Annotated in this window: 13 protein-coding genes; 7 read left to right on the top strand and 6 right to left on the bottom strand. The window is 47.0% G+C overall.

Annotated features, from left to right (window positions below; genetic code table 11):
- Positions 1 to 26: 26 nt before the first annotated feature.
- Positions 27 to 425, top strand: a complete 399-nt coding sequence (locus tag Q5691_RS01540; RefSeq protein WP_333225423.1) for an alr0857 family protein — start codon at positions 27 to 29, stop codon at positions 423 to 425.
- Positions 426 to 487: 62 nt separating this feature from the next.
- Here the strand turns inward: Q5691_RS01540 and Q5691_RS01535 are convergent, their stop codons facing one another.
- Positions 488 to 2,608 carry a ShlB/FhaC/HecB family hemolysin secretion/activation protein gene (locus Q5691_RS01535; RefSeq protein ID WP_333343792.1) on the bottom strand — a complete coding sequence of 707 codons (2,121 nt, stop codon included), beginning with the start codon at positions 2,606 to 2,608 and terminating at the stop codon, positions 488 to 490.
- A 52-nt stretch (positions 2,609 to 2,660) separates the two neighbouring features.
- On the opposite strand from Q5691_RS01535, the gene Q5691_RS01530 reads away from it, so the two are divergent.
- Positions 2,661 to 2,819 (top strand): hypothetical protein, encoded by a 159-nt coding sequence (locus Q5691_RS01530; protein ID WP_333343791.1) that lies wholly within the window; start codon positions 2,661 to 2,663, stop codon positions 2,817 to 2,819.
- A 106-nt stretch (positions 2,820 to 2,925) separates the two neighbouring features.
- Here the strand turns inward: Q5691_RS01530 and Q5691_RS01525 are convergent, their stop codons facing one another.
- Positions 2,926 to 3,792, bottom strand: coding sequence for a DUF928 domain-containing protein (locus Q5691_RS01525; RefSeq protein WP_333212129.1), 867 nt, complete (start codon positions 3,790 to 3,792; stop codon positions 2,926 to 2,928).
- Between the two features lie 422 nt (positions 3,793 to 4,214).
- Between Q5691_RS01525 and Q5691_RS01520 the strand changes: the two genes are divergently transcribed.
- Positions 4,215 to 5,906, top strand: coding sequence for a transglutaminase domain-containing protein (locus tag Q5691_RS01520; RefSeq protein WP_333343804.1), 1,692 nt, complete (start codon positions 4,215 to 4,217; stop codon positions 5,904 to 5,906).
- A 108-nt stretch (positions 5,907 to 6,014) separates the two neighbouring features.
- Positions 6,015 to 6,155 carry a hypothetical protein gene (locus Q5691_RS01515; protein WP_006631167.1) on the top strand — a complete coding sequence of 47 codons (141 nt, stop codon included), beginning with the start codon at positions 6,015 to 6,017 and terminating at the stop codon, positions 6,153 to 6,155.
- A gap of 351 nt (positions 6,156 to 6,506) precedes the next feature.
- On the opposite strand, the gene Q5691_RS01510 is transcribed toward Q5691_RS01515, so the two are convergent.
- Together Q5691_RS01510 and Q5691_RS01505 are read right to left on the bottom strand one after the other, a co-directional pair.
- Positions 6,507 to 7,493 (bottom strand): aldo/keto reductase, encoded by a 987-nt coding sequence (locus Q5691_RS01510; protein ID WP_333343790.1) that lies wholly within the window; start codon positions 7,491 to 7,493, stop codon positions 6,507 to 6,509.
- A 143-nt stretch (positions 7,494 to 7,636) separates the two neighbouring features.
- Positions 7,637 to 8,530 (bottom strand): alpha/beta fold hydrolase, encoded by an 894-nt coding sequence (locus Q5691_RS01505; RefSeq protein WP_333212133.1) that lies wholly within the window; start codon positions 8,528 to 8,530, stop codon positions 7,637 to 7,639.
- A 696-nt stretch (positions 8,531 to 9,226) separates the two neighbouring features.
- Between Q5691_RS01505 and Q5691_RS01500 the strand changes: the two genes are divergently transcribed.
- Positions 9,227 to 9,715, top strand: a complete 489-nt coding sequence (locus Q5691_RS01500; RefSeq protein ID WP_333083403.1) for an anti-sigma regulatory factor — start codon at positions 9,227 to 9,229, stop codon at positions 9,713 to 9,715.
- A gap of 272 nt (positions 9,716 to 9,987) precedes the next feature.
- Here the strand turns inward: Q5691_RS01500 and Q5691_RS01495 are convergent, their stop codons facing one another.
- Positions 9,988 to 10,263: a DUF6439 family protein gene (locus Q5691_RS01495; protein ID WP_333212135.1), complete on the bottom strand. Its 276-nt coding sequence runs from the start codon at positions 10,261 to 10,263 to the stop codon at positions 9,988 to 9,990.
- 204 nt (positions 10,264 to 10,467) lie between these two features.
- Between Q5691_RS01495 and Q5691_RS01490 the strand changes: the two genes are divergently transcribed.
- On the top strand, positions 10,468 to 10,833 hold the full coding sequence (locus Q5691_RS01490) for a DUF2203 domain-containing protein (RefSeq protein ID WP_333212137.1): 366 nt from the start codon (positions 10,468 to 10,470) through the stop codon (positions 10,831 to 10,833).
- Between the two features lie 109 nt (positions 10,834 to 10,942).
- On the top strand, positions 10,943 to 12,334 hold the full coding sequence (asnS, locus tag Q5691_RS01485; protein ID WP_333343789.1) for an asparagine--tRNA ligase: 1,392 nt from the start codon (positions 10,943 to 10,945) through the stop codon (positions 12,332 to 12,334).
- Between the two features lie 95 nt (positions 12,335 to 12,429).
- On the opposite strand, the gene Q5691_RS01480 is transcribed toward asnS, so the two are convergent.
- Positions 12,430 to 13,911, bottom strand: coding sequence for a pitrilysin family protein (locus tag Q5691_RS01480; protein WP_333343788.1), 1,482 nt, complete (start codon positions 13,909 to 13,911; stop codon positions 12,430 to 12,432).
- Between the last annotated feature and the right edge of the window lie 85 nt (positions 13,912 to 13,996).

Raw genomic sequence — 13,996 nt, 5'->3', positions numbered from 1 at the left:
TCTATTCCAAATTTAGGGCTGTCAATATGCTGAAGTTGACTTACACTGAAACGGGCTTTAACCTCGAGCGTTTGGCTCAATCTCCCGAACAGTTAGTGGCGCTGCGAGTTGTGCTGGCTATGCGAGTTGGTCAAAGCATCAGCGTCGAACCGAGCACTGCGGCATTTTTGCTGCCCGCGAATTTGCCGGCGCTGTCTCTGTTGGAATCTGAGGCCCGCCGAAACGACAACGATGCGATCGAGCTTTGTGTTGCTGATGCTGACTTTGTAGAAGTGACACTGCGCGGTACGTGGATTTCTGAGGCGTCTGAGGGGGCTGACGGCGTGTTTGCGACTGTGTTGGGCGATCGGGCGGAGCTCTTGCTGCTCAAACTCTGGCTGGAAACTCAGGCTGCTGCGGAGGTTGTCGGGGAAGTCGGCGATTAATATCGGATGTTGAATAAGGAAGAGGAAAGAGGGAAGATTTCTCTCTTTCCCCCCCTCTCTCCTTATGGCGTATAAATTATGTTGAAGTAAATGCCGTTATCTTGCAGATTGTCGCCTTTATCGCTAATTCTCACCAAAGGAAAAGCATAATCAACGCGCAGGTTCACCCGCTGTATCGGTTCCCAGATGACCCCCAAACCTACACCTGCTAAAAATGTCTGATTGGTTAATGTATTAGGATTGTTCGCAACATTCCACACCGTACCCGCATCCAAAAAGGGAGCCAATTGAAGTTTGGGATTTCCCGAAGCATCGCGCTGCAAAGTAATCCGATCTTCGATAGAAACTCGAAAGCCGTTATCGCCAGAACGGACATTTTGGCGGTAGCCGCGCAAAGATTGTCCGCCGCCAATTACAAATTGCTGGGAAGGTAACAAACTATTAGCTGACAACTGTAAGTCTGCCTGCAAAATTAATAAATGTTTGTCATTCAATCGCTGTACTCGCTGCACTTGACCCAGCCAACTCAAAAATTGTCCGTCGGGATCGGAACCTTCGTTTTGAGTAGCATCAAACAAGCTAGTGCCGATCGTAAATTGCGATCGCAATGCCCAAGCACCCTGCGGGTCGCGCCGAATGTAGTCCTGTCCCAGCTTAATTGCACTCGTAGTGGTGACACCATTGGAGTCCGGGCCGATGCCAAAAGGAGTCGGTTCGCCACCGACAAAAGTTCTGCCTGTCTGATAAGTAAAACCGGCAGATAAGGCAAATTCTTCGATCGGTGTTCTCCGCAGTGGCTGGCGGTAACTAACTTCAAATAAATGCGATTTTCCCGAAATATCAAAACTGTCAAAAGGTTCTTGTACAATACTGTTGCGGTTCGGTGCCGCCCTCAATTGCAAAGTGCCGTTCATCGCATTTAGCGGCACGCGATAGCTGAAATCAAACACGTCTGAATCGCCGATCGATCGATAATAAGCGGCCGCCAGTTCGTCGCCATTTCCTGTTATATTGCGGTGCCGCAAACTAACTCCCAATCTTTCGGAACCGACACTGGGAGGCGAGTAATTGTCAATGCTGAAAGTAGGTTGAAATGGATTAGCTTCCGAGATTCGGACGATCAGAATGCTCTCTCCTTCATTATCCCCAGCCCGCAGACTGGCTTCTACATTGTCAAATAAAGGATCGACTCGCAGCAGCCGGAGTTGGTCTTCTAATGAAGCTGTACTTAAAGGCATTCCCGCACCGAGTCGAATCCGGCTGCGGATGTAACTAGGATGCAATCTTTTAGTTCCTTCTACCTCAATTCGGGCTAGCTTGCCTTCAATAACTTGAATTTGGACTACTCCTGCGGTGATAGTTTGGGGCGGCAAGACTGCTCTCGAAGTGATGTAGCCACGATTGAGGTAAATTTCGGTAATTTTGTCGGCGATTTGTTTGAGCTGTTCTAGGGTGGTAGAACGGCCTTCTAACGGGTTGACTAAGGCATTAATTTCGTCTTGGCTTAAAATTGTGCTGCCAACTACTTGAATTTTCTTCACCTCAATTGGTGTATTCGGCAGGGTTGGGGGAACTGGCGACGGGGACGGCGGCGCTACTGTGGGTGGTACTTGGGGAGGTTCTGGGGAAGGCTGCGGGGCTGGTTGCAGAAATCGATCGCGATTTGGATCGGGCTCCGTCGGCGGCGGTGGCAGGTTTGGAGGCAGCGAGGGTTGGTTCTGGGCTAAAACATGATTGCAATCTAGCTGGTTCTGACATTGGGGATCGTTGTCAACGAGATTTGTTTGTTCGGGCAAGATGCCCGCACCACAAGCAGTTTCATCGATTGTGGAACAGGCTTCTTGGCTGTTCTCGGCGGGGTTCGATGGTGTTTCTGGTTCAGGGTTGGTCTCGATCGCATCGGGAAGCTGATTTAAGTTTGTTGCTGTTTCATCCTGCTTGATTTCCAGTTTTTGCAGTGCTAATACTTGATTGCCCGTATCTGCTGAGTTGTCAGCGACGACAGGCAACAGAGAAATATCGTTTGTTTGGGATATAGCTTTATTGGCATAAAAGCAAGCCATCGGCAGTGCAGTTAGAAGTGAAATCCCCAACCGAAATAGTGCAATATTTGCATTCGGGCGCATAATTAATAATTTCTCTAAAATAAGTTTCTCGGCTGCTTCACTATGCCAGTTTATCATTTAGTATTAGGCGAAATTTGACCATCAAAATTTCCACCGTCGGCCTTTCAAGATGCCAGAAGTCCGAACTTCTGATCAGTACACAAATTTTAATTTATTTAGGGCGATCGACCAAACAACCCGCAACAACCAAAAATCATCTGGGGCGCTGCCAAATACCGCGATCGAAACCGAGCTTTTCGTACTTGCTGCACCCCTCATACCATTTTAGATTTTAGATTTTAGATTTTAGATTTTAGAATTGGCAATGACTTATGGCTATCAGGGTTTGGGACAAGGGCCTACCGTTACATTCTTTGCGTGAAACTGGTATTGAATTATTTTCTTGTGATCGGTGTTATTTCACTGGCGACTAAGGGTTCTTGGGCTATTTTGCCGAGTTCGACTGAGTTCAAAACTGCTGACCACTTGATCGCTAAACTGGAATCGCTGGGAGACTGGAGACGCAATTTAGCTAGAGTTGCCAGGTACTCGTACCAGAGATTTTGTTGGGCGAAGATGCTGAGTTTGGTGAGATCGGGCGATCGATCCAACTCTGTTTTCACGCTTGGAGCGACAGCAGTGCGGTTGATCCACCCGGAAACGAGAACATCATCTTGTGTATTTTTGGGGTTGCATTTGATAGTAAAGTACCATTGATAGTTTTTGCCAACTTCCAGGGCTGGCGAGTTGTCGTCGGAGCCGAGGCTGACGCTAACGACACCTGCACGGCTAGTTACCATGCGAAAACTTTTTTTGTATAGTGTTTTGTCCCTTTGGTCTGCTAACTCAAACTGAACTGTTTTGTCGAGGGCTACGGGGAGGTAGTAGAAAAATGTTGGCTTTGCTGATATGGTTTGCCCCATAGTTGATTGGGGAATCAAGGCAGTTAAGGCAGTTGTGGCCGTGGGGCATTCTAAGCCGCGGGTTCCTCCCCCTTCCCGCCTTCCGGGTACTCCGTCCTCCGGCGGTTGAAAGCTATTCCACGCCGCTCCCAATTGCTGGCTGTTCGGTCTGCTTCCGCTGGGTTCAGGGAGTTGAACTGTTTGCCAGTTGAGGGGTAGCTGCGGTCTGGATGAGTGCTGGACAAGGTTTGCGGGGCTGTTGAGAGCCTCTGCTGGTATTAAAAAACTACCGGCGGCAACTGCCTCTAAAGACAGAATTAATGAAAGAGCACCGATATTTAGAGCAGACTTCAAAGCCATGACGAACCTGCCTTTTGGTGAACCTAGGAACTTTATCGCACGGTTTTATTCTATCCAAGGTTTTGACGGATATCGTAATCTGTTGTACTTAATTTATATCTTCAGGCAGATACGATTATTTGGGTCGATCTGCTCAACATAGAATTCTCTGTCGCGTTTGTCAGTGGTAGCTTAGTAGTTATACTTACTTCCATTCACTGCTGCAGGTTGGGTTGAGCTTGTTAAACCCAACTTTGACAAAGACTAATATTCGGGGTCTTTTAACTCTAGCAAGAGGCTACAACGCCTCTTTTCGTAAAAACACCTGGTTGATGCGTCAGTCCTGGATATCAGGAAACTCGGCAATTGTGCTGGTGAACCTCAAGCGATCGGCTACAAGTTACAAATCAGTTTTTGTGTACAATACCGGCAAGAAATTTAGCATGAATCTCGATTCACCTGTTCTCTCGGACAAACAGCCTTCGGGGCTGCGGATGGTAAGACCCATCGGAGTCTTGGCACTGCACGGCATTGCTTTTTTAGGAAATAGGTTGTTCGCTGTCGATCGCGCCGAAGGGCTGCTATTGGAGATCGATCGAGAAAATGACAACACTACTGTTTTGAATCCATTTCAAACGGCTAAGTTTACCGGCGCAACGGGGCTGGCTATTTCGGAAGATACTCTCTGGTTTGCGCGGGATGAGGATATTTGTTGCTGTCGGGGCGCAATTCGGGACGGGGCGATCGCTGAACTCAAACCGGAACATTTTGTTTCACTTTCTTATCCTGCTGACGGGATTGCTGTTTGGAAATCTACGCTTTATGTGACTTGCCAGAGATTAAACTCGATTCTGGTTTTTGACCTGAAAACTGGTCGGGAAATTACTCGGTTTTATGCTCCCGGTATTGGGGTAGAAAATATCACAGTCCGGGATGAGGAAATTTGGGTTTGCGACAAAACTGAGCAAACTGTTTACTGTTTGGAACGGGGAACTGGGGAGATTAAATTTAGCGTTTTGACTCCCTTTGAGTCGCCTTCTGGTTTGGCTTTTCACAAGGATTCCGAAACGGGGGATGAGGTTCTGTACGTGGCTTATGCCGGGGATGAACTTTACATCCGGGATGACCCGAATTCGGAAGATCCTTTTCAGTTGACCAAGCGCGATCGCACTTTTATTCAGCCCTTGTCTTTTCACTACAATGAAGCTGACCGCTACGCTTTGTCAAACGGTTTTTTGATGGAAATGTCTTATGTGGAGGAACTGTCTCCTCTCGATGAGGTAGAAATCGAAAATTTGGAATGGCGGATTGCTTTGCCTTCGGAAACTCACCGGCAAAAGGTCAGGAAAATTACGCCGATTGGAATGCCTTTTACTGAGGAAATTCAGGAAGGAGAACGGGTGGCGGTGTTTAAGTTCGATCGGCTGCACCCTGGGGAACGCCGAATTTTTGGCTGGAAGGCATTGTTAGAAGTTCGATCGATTAAGTATCAGTTGTCACCTAGGGATGTGGAAAAGATTCCTAAGCTGTCACCGGAGTTTGCAGCTAAGTATTTGGTGGATAATGACAATTTGGCGATGGATACGGAAATTGTGCGATCGGCTGCTGTGGCTGCCATTGGCTCAGAAACTAATATTCTGAGGCAGTTACTGAGCATTCGCAATTTTGTTTACGACCAACTTTCTTACGGGATTAGGCCTCACATTGACACTCCAGATATTGTATTACGCCGGGGCATCGGTTCTTGTGGCGAGTACGTGGGCTTGTTGTTGGCTTTGGCTAGGTTAAACGGGATTGCTTGCCGCACGATCGGGCGCTACAAGTGCCCCGCTTTTGCTGACAGAAAAGGTGTGTCGCTGGAGCCGGATTTCAATCACGTTTGGCTGGAGTTTTACATTCCGGGTTTTGGCTGGGTGCCGATGGAATCTAATCCTGATGATATTCAAGACAGAGGCCCTTATCCTTTGCGATTTTTTATGGGTTTGGCTTGGTATCACGTAGAGATTGGCAAGGGAATTCGGTTTCAAAGTCTCACGAGCGGCGGTCTCCCTTTGAACAAGGAGGATGTTTCCGTGGGGAGTCTGGCAATTAATCATGTGAGGTTTACAATTTTGGAAGATTTGCCAGCAGTTTGAATCGAGTGTTAACAATTAACAGTTAGCCGTCTATATTCAACTGTTAATTGTTAACATTTTTCATCTAAAATCGAAAGTAGAAAATGTAAAATCAGAGGAAGAGGGGTTGTGGAATTTTCGATTGCTAATATTCTCGTTTTAGTTGCCTTTGTACTGCTGCTAACTGTGACTGGCGGTGTCGCTTATTTGACTTCTGTTGAGTGGCGCGATCGCAGGCGGTTAGATAAGGCGAAACGGAAAAAAAAGTAGCTTTTTGCTGTTGACAAAGTGCATTTTTTATGATAATAAACAAGGCGACCGGGTTGGCTCGCCTTGTTTTGTGATTTGAGGTACTTTCACCGCAGATGATATCAAGTTTGGTAACATAAACGTTGCAGGTTCGTAGTGAGGACTTGAGTTTTCATACAAAACTATGATTCATATCGTTTCCGCTTGGATCGGAAGGATTTAACCACAGAGAACGCAGAGAACACAGAGGGAGACAAGAGAGATGAATAATTCCGATGAAGCGTGGATTTGAGATCGCGGGCGGGACGCCCGCGCCACAATAAAAACACTAAAATAAACACAGATGAAAAAGGGAATTTTGGAGTTGAGATCTTAAGTCCACTGTCTGAAAAATGTATTTTCTTGCCAAGCGGCGGCGGTGCGTTTTTCAAGTGCTGCCATTTCTGTTGTGTTCAGGGGTTGGAATGCTTGGGCAATTTTTAAGTTTTCTTCTAATTGCTTTACTGAGTCGGCGGCGATGATGCAGCAGTGCACGCCGGGAAGTGAAAGCGTGTAGCCCATTGCTTGGTGCATTCCATCTAAAACACCGTTTTGAAATAATTTGCCGTAAGCGGGTATTTTCATGGCTATGACGCCGATGTTTTTGGCTTTGGCTACTGGTAAAGCGCTGGTAACAAAGGAGCGCGGATGATGTTTTTCGGCGGCGTTGAGGGAGATTAATGTTGTGTCGAAAGGATAGCGCTCCAGGCCTGCCACAATGATAGCAGGTTCGTGGTGTCCGGTGATGCCGGAAAAACGAATAATTTTTTGCTGTTTGGCTTCTTCTATCGCCTTTATTGCTCCTTTGGTACTGAAAATTTGGTCTAATTCGGCTTGGAATGAGACGTGGTGGAGTTGCCACAAGTCTAGTCGATCGGTTTGCAATCTTTTGAGCGATTGTTCTAAGTCTCTCCACGCGCCATCTCTGTCTCTGGCGGAGGTTTTTGTGGCTAGGAATATGCGCGATCGATATTTGGGCAAAACTTTTCCTAAGTTTTCTTCGCTGGGCCCGTACTCGGCCGCCGTGTCAAAATAGCGAATGCCTAGTTCGATCGCGCGTTCAATTTGTACCGCCGCTTCTGCTTCTCTTCCCGGCTGCGACAGCGGTGTTTGTCCGCCTCCCCCCAAACCGAAAATCGGCACTTTCACGCCGGTGTTGCCTAACAGTCGTTCTGGCATTTTTACTGTGGCGGCCGCCTGGTTATTGGGTGCGGCTGCGATTTCCCGATCCTGCTGTTCGATCGCCTTAGCACCTGCAATGCCACTGGCAACAACTATACTGCTCAATATAAAATTGCGGCGAGTCTTTTTGCGGGTCATTGTTTCCGTCTCCTCAGAATATATGAGAGAAATTAACCGCGTTTGTGTTGGCACAATATATAAAATTTTACTGCAAATCAGATAATTTTCCCCCTCTCCGAGGGAGGAGAGGGCCGGGAGAAAATTATCTATGTGCCGATCGATTATTGGTCAATTATCCATGCGCGAATCAGTTCGTTTATCTGTTCTGGTACTTCGTCGTGGGGACAGTGACCGGCTTTGATAAAGTGTTCTGTCAACTCTGGATAGTGTTTGCGAAATTTGGCGCTTCTTTCTGCGGAATTCATCCACGGATCGCCTTCTCCCCACAGCATTAGCAACCGACAGTTTAATTGACTTAGCAATACGTCGATTTTTTCGCCTTGGGGTGTTCGGAATACGGAGGCGAATACTTTGGGGGCACCGGGATCGCAGGAGGGAAGGTAAATCTCTTCTACTAATTGGTCTGTGACGGCGCTTTGGTCGAGATAAACTTTTTCTAGGGTTTTCCGAATTGTCGATCGCTGGCGCACGTACTGGAACAGCAGAAAACTTGCCCAATCTTGCTGAAATAAGGTTTTAGCTACTGCAGATATGGCTTTTTGCAAGGGCGGGGCTTCGGGTGCGGGCTGCGGTTCGCTGAAGGGGCCGGCGCTGTTGATTAATATGAGTCCCGCGGCTGATTCGGGGCGCTGGGCAGCTACACACAAGGCGGCGTAGCCTCCGAGGGAGTTGCCAGCTAGTACGGCGGGCCGGCCGATGATGTTGGTGATAAAGTCGTGGAGTTGGTCGCGCCAGAGGTCGCCGCTGTACTGTAATTCGGGTTTTGCCGATCGCCCAAATCCCAAAAGGTCGATCGCCCAGACTTCAAAATCTTTGCTCAGGCCGCTGATATTTTTGCGCCAGTGGTCTGTGGATGCTCCAAAACCGTGAATTAACAGCAGGGGAGGGCGTTCTGGATACCGATCGCTGGATCGAACGTAGTACACTGAATGCCCCCGCCACTGCCAGTAAGTGCCGGCTATGGGGGCTGCGGTGATGGCTGGGGTTGTTTGCATAATGTAAAGAAATAATTATTTACTTTAACTATTGTATCGCGATATTCAGATTTATATAGTTTGACCAACGCCTCGGAGTTCCGCCAGCAAAGGATTGGTCAATTTGGGCGAGTACGGGAGATCGCGATCTCCCGTACTCAGGATTAATAAGTTTTGTAACAATTATTGATTTTAGGAGGGGCGCAGCAATGGGAGATATTTTGCCCGGTCGCATTTGGGATAATAAATCGGGTTTTGGCTGCAACATACCTAGGTATGATGATTTGGCTGTTTGGCGGTCTGAGGAAGTTCTGGGCGATGGCGCTTGCCTAGGGGTGCGACGGTCGAACCTGATTGGGGAGGGTCAAGGGATCGACTTTTTTATAGTTATTTGCGAGCTTTTCCAGGTGGGGATCGTTTGTTCAAGATGTGTTGACGGCTTCGGGGGGCAGCTAGCCGTTTGGTTGCTAGTTGGCCAAAGCCGAGATCAAAAATTTCGCTGCTGGGAGAACCTATAAGTAAAATTACTGATGGTTCTCTGCAGAAGTTTCTCAGAATCGCTGAATATTTTGTGACGTGGTTTGCTGTTCTTAATTGCTTGGATACTCTAAGATAGAAGTAGAGCTGCGCCGCTCAATTAATTAGCATTTTGAATACTAGGGAGCCAACTATGCAGGGTGTGAACTTTATCCACCTGAAAGTTAGGGAGTTTTCTGAGTGATTGCTATTTCACCTCGTCCCGTCGGACGCAATTGGATTACGATTAGCTTCGCTTCTACCCTATACCTTTGTCCTATTTTGGATCTGCTCCTAGCAGAGCTTCCGGATCACTGGCAAGCGGAATTGCGGTTGGGGCTTCAAGAAGCTTTGGTAAATGCTGCTAAGCATGGAAACAAGTTAGACCCCGGTAAAACTGTTGGAGTCCGTTTTTCGATCGTCCAAAACCAATATTGGTGGGTGATATCGGATGAAGGTTCTGGCTTTAAGGCCCCTTGCAGTTGTAACCTTTATACCGATGATTGCGACAGTCTCCTAGCAGAGGACGTTGCAGATAACTCTGGACTACCCCATGTGGAACAGGAATGCGGTAGGGGGTTGTTTATTCTTTACCAAATATTCGATCGGGTAGAGTGGAATTCTCAAGGTACAGAGTTACGGCTGTGCAAAGAACTTCCCAGTCGCTATCGGCTGCCTCGCTTGCGCTAGAACTGCTATGAAAGCAGCAGTTTTTACCTCAGCTAGACCTAGAATTTTTTTCGTTCCCGGACTGAAGTTTGCAGTGAGAATTTGAACTCTCTGGCTATTGATAGCTGATCATAATGCAAAATGTTAGTTTTGAGTTAAAAAAGTATAAATCTTTTGAACTCACAATCGCGCTGCTCGATCGAGGGGCGCGATTGTCTAAGTTTTGAGCGACTAATCAAGTCAAAACTCCAGAATCAAAACCGCAAAGCGTTAGGAACAACGAAGCAATCTAATCATTTGCCGTGGGTGGGACAGGGAGGAGCAGATATCGATCGATCCAGCCATCCTGCTGCTTGTTGTAAGCGCGGGAGAGCTTCTTCAGGCTGTTTTTTGAGCAAAAACACCAAAGCGGCCGCAGCTTGCTCACAGGCCCGCGCAGAACGGTTTGCTTTGAGGCGGTGCCAATCTTTTTCGTGGATGGCGAGGCGCGCGGCTAGAGCTTGGGCTAGTTCTACCGTGCTCAGCTCGTTGAGGTTCACAGTTTGGGTTGTTTGTGTATTTTCAAGCATAGGTGGTAAGGAAGAAGGAAGAAGGAAGAAGGAAAATGCGAGAAAATCAAGGGTTTCAGCAATTAAAAACGTTTTAAATGCCGATAAAGTTGCTATACTTATGTCTATTTGGCTAGAGTTCGTTAATTTAGAAAATATACTGCATATAATAACAATTTAATTGGAAATCGGTTTTTTTTATTATTGTCAGGTTTGCAGATCGAAATGCCTCAACAGCCGTCAGAGTTAAATCCGGAAGAGCAAGAAAGCGAGTTTGTTCAAGCGATCGCAGCAGTGGAGCGATCGCTCGCGGCAGTCAAAGAACGGTACACTCAAATTCAGGTCGATCGACAGCGCCAAGTCGAACTCGGCCATCGCCGCGAAGAAATCCGCCAGTCCAAACGCCAAAATCCATTGCCGCAACTCAAAAAAGAATTGCGGGAAATTGAGCAAGAATTGGAAACAATCGAGTTGAATTTAGAAAGCAGCCTGTTTTCTTGGGGAAGCATAAAACAACCTTTTTGGCAAGCAGTTCGCTTTGGGGGACTCGGTATTTTGATGGGTTGGATTTTGAAATCCTATGCAGGTTGAACTATGTTGAGATTTATGATTTTTTTATTTACCGCAGAGGGCGCAGAGGGCGCAGAGTCAGAGAAAAGAGAGAAATATGGTGCAAAATATTAAATAAACAGGAGTGAATATGACAAATCAACGAATAGCAGCAATTTTGCGCGCAGGTGAACCCGACGAAACTGTAACTGTTCAAGGTTGGGTTCGCACTAAGCGCGAATTGAAAGAATTTGCCTTTGTCGAAGTCAACGATGGTTCGGCGATGGCTAACTTGCAAGTAGTCATAAATTCCGATTTGCCAGACTTTGAAAATGTACTCAAACAACTGAATACAGGTGCATCTTTAGAAGTGTCGGGAGTGCTGGTAGCATCTCCGGCAAAAGGACAGCGAATTGAGTTGAAAGCCTCACAAGTACAAGTTTACGGTGATGCAGACCCGCAAACTTATCCGTTGCAAAAAAAGCGCCATTCCTTTGAATTTTTGCGGACAATCGCGCATTTGCGGCCGCGCACAAACACCCACGGTGCTGTCTTTCGAGTCCGAAATGCTTGTTCGGCGGCGGTACACCAATTTTTTCAAGAACGTGGTTTTTTGTGGGTTCACACTCCAATTATTGCTGCTAGCGACTGCGAAGGTGCGGGGGAAATGTTCGCCGTTACCAACTTTGATTTAAAGAATGTGCCGCGCACTGATTCGCAAGAGGTTGATTATGCTAAAGACTTTTTTGGAAAGCGCGCCTATTTAACAGTTAGCGGCCAGTTGGAAGCGGAAGTTATGGCGATGGCTTTCGGCAACGTTTACACTTTTGGCCCGACTTTCCGAGCGGAAAATTCTAATACTTCGCGACATTTGGCTGAGTTTTGGATGATTGAACCGGAGATGGCTTTCTGCGATTTGCAGGGAGATATGGATTTGGCTGAGGCGTTTTTAAAGTACATTTTTAAATACGTTTTGGAGCGTTGCCCGGAAGATATGGAGTTTTTCAATGAGCGCATTGACAAAACGGTTTTGGCTACTGCTGAAAATATCATTAATAATCAGTTCGAGCGGATTACTTATACGGAGGCGATCGCACTTTTGGAAAAAGCCGACAAAAAGTTTGATTTCCCGGTAAGTTGGGGTTTAGATTTGCAGTCGGAACACGAGCGTTATTTGGCTGAGGACTTGTTTAAAAAGCCGACGATTGTCAGCGATTATCCCGTCGGGATTAAAGCATTTTATATGCGTTTAAATGATGACGAAAAAACCGTGCGAGCAATGGATGTTTTGGCTCCTAATATTGGGGAAATTATCGGCGGTTCGCAGCGGGAAGAAAGGCTGGATGTGTTGGAGCGGCGCATGGAAGCCCAGGGTATGAATAAGGAGGAATTGTGGTGGTATTTGGATTTGCGCCGCTACGGTACTGTGCCTCACGCTGGGTTTGGTTTGGGATTTGAGCGGTTAGTGCAGTTTATGACGGGAATGGGGAATATTCGGGATGTGATTCCATTTCCGAGAGCACCTTTGAGCATTGATTTTTAGTAGTAGGGACACGGCATTGCCGTGTCCTTACCTTGGGCGGAGGACAAGGCATTGCCGTCTCCTGAAAACAGAGGAATGCAAGCCTTTGTTACCGATTAAGTCGCTGGGGGAATTGTGATATCAACAGATTCCACTTTGACTGAAGTTCCCAAACTCGATAACGGCGGTTGAATTGCCTCCGTATTTCCCACTACTAATGTTACCAAATTTTCCGGTTTCAAGTAAGTCTTGGCTACGCGCTGCACGTCGGCAATTGTTGCTGTTTCGATGCTGCGGCGGTAGCGAAAAATGAAATCTTCGGGATAACCGTAGTATTCGTAGCGAATTAATCGCGACAAAGTTTGACTGGGATTTTCAAATTTGAAGATAAAAGAATTCAGGGTGGAATCTTTAGCATAAGCTAATTCTTCCGGGGTAATTGGTTCGGTGCGGATACGATCGATCTCGGCGCGAATTGCCTGGATAAATGGTACTGTGGCATCCGATCGCGTTTGGCCTCCTGCGACAAACACCCCCGGATAGTCATATCTCGGACTCCAAGCCGCGTATACTGAATAAGCTAAGCCTTGGCGCGATCGCACGTTATTAAACAAACGGCCACCGAAACCGTTCAAAACCCCATTCATCACATCCAAAGCACCGTAATCTGGACTGCTGAGCATTCCGCCCAAATGTCCCATTTGCACGTAACTTTGACTTAATTGCGGCTGATTTACCAAAAATACGCCGCCCCCATTTGCTGGCGCTACGGTTGGTAGTGCAGGCACTTCTGCACTTTGACTCGGTTGCCAGTTGCCGAATTTTTGCTCGACGAGCGATCGCATTTTAGCTGTATCAAAATCGCCAGAAATACCCAAAATCATATTTTTGGGATGGAAATATTTCTGGTAGAAACTCACCAAATCGTCGCGGGAAATATTGGCGAGGGTTTTGTATTCTACCGTGCGCGCGTAAGGACTGCGATCGCCATAAATTAATTTTTGAAACTCGCGGCCGGTAATACCGTCAGGATCGTCATTGCGGCGGGCGATCGCACCTTGAGTTTGGTTCTTGGCTAAATCCAACTTTTCCTTAGCAAATATTGGCTCCCGAATCACTTCTGCAAATAAGTCAAATACGGGTTCCAAATCTTCAGCTAAAGCACTAAAATTAGCGCTCCCAGAACTAACATCAATCCCCGTTTCTACCGAAGCTGCTCGCTGTTCTAGCAACTGATTTAATTCATCAGCCGTATGCCGACTCGTGCCGCCAGTTCGCATCACTTCTCCCGTCAAACCTCCCAATCCAATTTTCTCGGCAGGTTCAAAACGCTCGCCCGTGCGAAATAGCGCCGTTCCCCCGACTAACGGGAGTTCCCGGTCTTCCATCAGATACACCCGGATGCCATTTTTCAGCTCGAAGCGAGTGTATTTAGGCAGTTTAATTTCTGACAGCGGGGGAAAGGTTAATTGGTCGTAGTGTTTGGGTGCAGCCGCAAAGGAAGGTAACAAATTAAACGTGCCCAGTGAAACAGTAAAAAAGCAAAGCGACAGCAGAAATAACTTTACTTTTTTCAGTCTCAATTTAGTCCTTTTCATTCTTTCTCCTAAGTTATACATTCTGACAAATGTTGACTGTTCGCTGTTGGCTGTTTGCGGAAAAGCTCACCACTGACAACAGATA

Source organism: Microcoleus sp. w1-18aA5 (assembly GCF_036701705.1).
GTDB lineage: Bacteria > Cyanobacteriota > Cyanobacteriia > Cyanobacteriales > Microcoleaceae > Microcoleus.
The sequence above is the reverse complement of the archived record's forward strand: the minus strand, read 5'-3'. Positions and strand labels throughout refer to the sequence as shown.

Bases quoted from the DNA above. Each gene is read 5' to 3' on its own strand.
- Q5691_RS01540 (WP_333225423.1), top strand. From the start codon at position 27: ATGCTGAAGTTGACTTACACTGAAACGGGCTTTAACCTCGAGCGTTTG.
- Q5691_RS01535 (WP_333343792.1), bottom strand. From the start codon at position 2,608: ATGATAAACTGGCATAGTGAAGCAGCCGAGAAACTTATTTTAGAGAAA.
- Q5691_RS01530 (WP_333343791.1), top strand. From the start codon at position 2,661: ATGCCAGAAGTCCGAACTTCTGATCAGTACACAAATTTTAATTTATTT.
- Q5691_RS01525 (WP_333212129.1), bottom strand. From the start codon at position 3,792: ATGGCTTTGAAGTCTGCTCTAAATATCGGTGCTCTTTCATTAATTCTG.
- Q5691_RS01520 (WP_333343804.1), top strand. From the start codon at position 4,215: ATGAATCTCGATTCACCTGTTCTCTCGGACAAACAGCCTTCGGGGCTG.
- Q5691_RS01510 (WP_333343790.1), bottom strand. From the start codon at position 7,493: ATGACCCGCAAAAAGACTCGCCGCAATTTTATATTGAGCAGTATAGTT.
- Q5691_RS01505 (WP_333212133.1), bottom strand. From the start codon at position 8,530: ATGCAAACAACCCCAGCCATCACCGCAGCCCCCATAGCCGGCACTTAC.
- Q5691_RS01495 (WP_333212135.1), bottom strand. From the start codon at position 10,263: ATGCTTGAAAATACACAAACAACCCAAACTGTGAACCTCAACGAGCTG.
- Q5691_RS01490 (WP_333212137.1), top strand. From the start codon at position 10,468: ATGCCTCAACAGCCGTCAGAGTTAAATCCGGAAGAGCAAGAAAGCGAG.
- asnS (WP_333343789.1), top strand. From the start codon at position 10,943: ATGACAAATCAACGAATAGCAGCAATTTTGCGCGCAGGTGAACCCGAC.
- Q5691_RS01480 (WP_333343788.1), bottom strand. From the start codon at position 13,911: ATGAAAAGGACTAAATTGAGACTGAAAAAAGTAAAGTTATTTCTGCTG.